This window comes from Nocardioides sp. (assembly GCF_031422975.1).
Lineage (GTDB): Bacteria > Actinomycetota > Actinomycetes > Propionibacteriales > Nocardioidaceae > Nocardioides.
The window spans coordinates 1-3,092 of the sequence record NZ_JANPEO010000160.1; the positions used below are offsets into that span (position 1 = coordinate 1).

Here is a 3,092-nt window from a genome sequence, read left to right on the forward strand (position 1 = left end):
CGTGACTTGGTCGGCCGGCTGTTCTTCGCCGACTGCCCTGCTCGAGGCGCCGTTGCCGTGGCGGACATGTCAGAGACCGGTGCCGATCGACGACGCCTTGGACTGCATCTCCTTGACTGCATCCTCGGGCTCGGCGGCGCCCTTCGAGGCCTGCTCGACGAGAGTGTCGATCGTCGCGGCGACCTGCTCCCAGGTCGGCACGGCCGGCGGCGCCTCGGTGGTCTTGAGCTGCGTGCCGAAGACCTGGAGCTGCGGGTCCTCGGCGAGCTCGCCGCTGTCCCAGGCGGCCTGGACGGCAGGCAGGTCGCCGACCGTGTCGTAGAAGCCCTGCTGCGTCTGCGGCTCGCTGAGCCACTGGACGTACTTCCAGGCGGCGTCGCTGTTGTCGGAGTCCTGGAAGACCGCGAGGTCACCACCGCCGACGAACGACGTGCCGGGCCCGGATTCCTTGCCCGGCAGCGGCGCCACGGCGTACTCCTCGGTCGTCAGACCCGCCTCCTCGACGAGGCCGGTGTGCCAGGGGCCGGAGATGAACGAGCCGTAGCTGCCATCGGCGAAGCCGCTCTCGAGCTCGCCCGGGTCCAGCAACCGCGACGGTGAGAGGTCCTCGTCGAAGTACGACGTGTAGTAGTCGAGCGCCTCGGTCATCTCGGGGGAGTCGATCGTGTACGCCGTGCCGGCGTCGTTGGTGACTGAGGCACCGTTGGACCAGGCGAACGGGAGCACGGACTGCCAGGAGCCGGTCTGGCCGGGCTGGAGGCTGATGCCGTAGTCGGCGCCACCCTTCTCCTTCATGTCGGTGGCGAACTGGTGCAGCTCGTCCCAGGTCTGGGGGGCCTTGGTCCAGCCGGCCTTCGCGGCCATGTCCTTGCGGTAGTAGAGGACCCGCGTCTCGACATACCAGGGGACGCCGTAGGACGTGCCGCCGACCTCGGTCGAACCCCACGCGCCGGGGAAGAAGGCGGCCTCGTCGACGAGGCCCTCGGGAGTCGGCATCAGGCCGCCGGCCTGGGCGAACTCGCCCATCCACGTGGTGCCGACCAGGCTGACGTCAGGGGTCTCGCCACTCGCGATCGCATTGGCGATCTTGTTGTGCGCGGCGTCCCACGGGATGGCGGTCACGTTGACCTCCGCGTCGGGATTGGCCTCCTCGAAGTCTGCCGAGAACGCCTGGAGCTCTTCGCCCTCGGTGCCCATCGCCCAGACCTCGATGGTCCCGGTGGCGGCACCGTCGGCGATCGCCGTGCTCTGTGCCTCGCCACCGCCCCCGGCATCGTCGCGTCCACAGGACGTGAGGACGAGGCTGGTGACGGCGAGAACGGCGAGGGCGGTGGACGTGCGCATCATGTGGGTTCCTTAGGTGAGGTGGAACGGCTGCTGCTGCTTCTGATCACGAGCTCGGTCTGGAGCAGCTCGTGGCGGGGCTCGGTGCGTTCCTCGACGATGAGCTCGTCGAGAAGTCGGGCGGCTGTCGCGCCGAGCTGGCGCATGGGCTGGCGGACGGTGGTCAGGCCGGCGTAGCGCGCGGCCATCACGTCGTCCCAGCCGGTCACCATCACGGTGCCGGGGACGTCGACGCCGGCAGCCTTGAGCTGGCCGAGCAGTCCGAGCGCGAGCTCGTCGTTGGCGCACACGAAGGCGTCGGGCAGGTCGTCGGTCGCAAGGGCGGCGGTGGCCACCGCCGCGCCGGACTCCTCGTCGAGCTCGTCGACGGTCACCAGCTCGGGGATGCGCCCGGCGCCCGCCTGCCGGAAGGCGGCCTGGACACCCTCCCACCGCTCGGCAACGTCGGGGGAGGCGACCGGGTCGCCGACGAAGCGAAGGGTGCGGACCCCTTCGGACAGCAGGTGCTGCGTGAGGGTGCGGGCGCTGGCGTGGTTCTCGGCGTTGACCGAGTCGACGGACCCGATCGGGGGACGCGCGACGAGGACCAGCTTGGTGCGGCGGGCTGCGAGGTGCAGCACGGCGGCGTCGCTGACGGTGCGGCCGAGGATGACCAGCCCGTCGCAGCGACCGGCCATCTCACGCACGGCCGCCTCGGCATCACTACGGCCGTGGGTGGACAGGATCAGCACGGAGCGGCGCAGCTCGGCGGCCACGGCCTCGTAGCCCAGGACGACCTCGGCGTAGTAGGGGCCGGACAGGTCGGGGAAGACGATGCCGTTGGCGGCATGGCGCCGCTCCGCGAGCTGTCGGCCGAGCTGGCTGGGGGTGTACTCGAGAGCGGCCGCGGCGGCCAGGACCCGGACGCGGGTGGCGTCACGGACACCCTCGGACTCTCGCATCACCCGGGAGACGGTGGCGATGGAGACGCCCGCCTGCCGGGCCACATCGCGAATCGTGGGCAACAATCGAGGCTCCTCACCGAGTGATGTAACCGGTTACAGAAACCGGTTACATCCGTTAACGTGCCGGACTTGCGGTGCCCTGTCAACCCCCTCGGAGCGATCGCCAAGGCCTGGTGAGCGTCGGTCGGGCGACCGATGTGCCCCGTCGCAAACTGCGACGTCGACGGGCCGAAAGGACGCGGAGACTGAACGGTCCGTCATCTCGCAATCACCTGGAGTCCCCCATGACATCTCGCCTGAAGGCCACCGCCCCCCTCGCCGTCGTGATCGCAGTCCTCGCGTTCATCTGGGTCGAGTTCAGCCTCAACTTCTCGTTCCACTGGGTCAGCTCCGGCGACCTCGGCAACGGTCTGAGCCTGCCGTCCAGCTTCCATCTCATCGTTCCGGCGGCGTTCGTGTCGTGGGGCCTCTTCTTCGCTGCCGGGGCTGACAACGCCGCGCTCCAGAAGGTCCTGGCCGCCTCTGTCGTCGGGTCGCTGGGCGGCCTGTTCGTGATGGCCGCCGCTCCCGAGGCCGCCGACCTTCCGGACTTCTGGGGCATCGCGGCGGTGGTCGCGGTCGCGGCCTTCGTGGTGGTGATGGCCTCGGTGGTCGGCGACTGGTACTACGTGCCCGGGATCTTCGGCGCGTTCGCCGCCACGATCTTCTGGTGGATCGCCACCGGCCTGGACAACTGGGCCGAGAACGGCGGCGGCGTCGGCAACAGCCTCAAGGCACTGGGTGACCCGGCGACCGCTGGCGCCG

General features: G+C 70.0%; 3 protein-coding genes. 1 reads left to right on the top strand and 2 read right to left on the bottom strand.

Translation table 11 applies throughout. The annotated features are described in order from the left end of the window. Positions 1 to 69: 69 nt before the first annotated feature. Positions 70 to 1,347 (bottom strand): sugar ABC transporter substrate-binding protein, encoded by a 1,278-nt coding sequence (locus RMO85_RS05020; RefSeq protein WP_310526864.1) that lies wholly within the window; start codon positions 1,345 to 1,347, stop codon positions 70 to 72. Then, complete coding sequence (locus RMO85_RS05025) at positions 1,344 to 2,351, bottom strand: LacI family DNA-binding transcriptional regulator (RefSeq protein WP_310526867.1); 1,008 nt, start codon at positions 2,349 to 2,351, stop codon at positions 1,344 to 1,346. The genes RMO85_RS05020 and RMO85_RS05025 overlap by 4 nt, the downstream gene beginning before the upstream one ends. 221 nt (positions 2,352 to 2,572) lie before the next feature. Between RMO85_RS05025 and RMO85_RS05030 the strand changes: the two genes are divergently transcribed. Next, on the top strand, positions 2,573 to 3,092 hold a 520-nt coding region (locus tag RMO85_RS05030), incomplete at its 3' end, for a DUF1097 family protein (RefSeq protein ID WP_310526870.1).

Coding starts and splice junctions, on each gene's coding strand:
- RMO85_RS05020 (WP_310526864.1), bottom strand. CDS start 1,347: ATGATGCGCACGTCCACCGCCCTCGCCGTTCTCGCCGTCACCAGCCTC.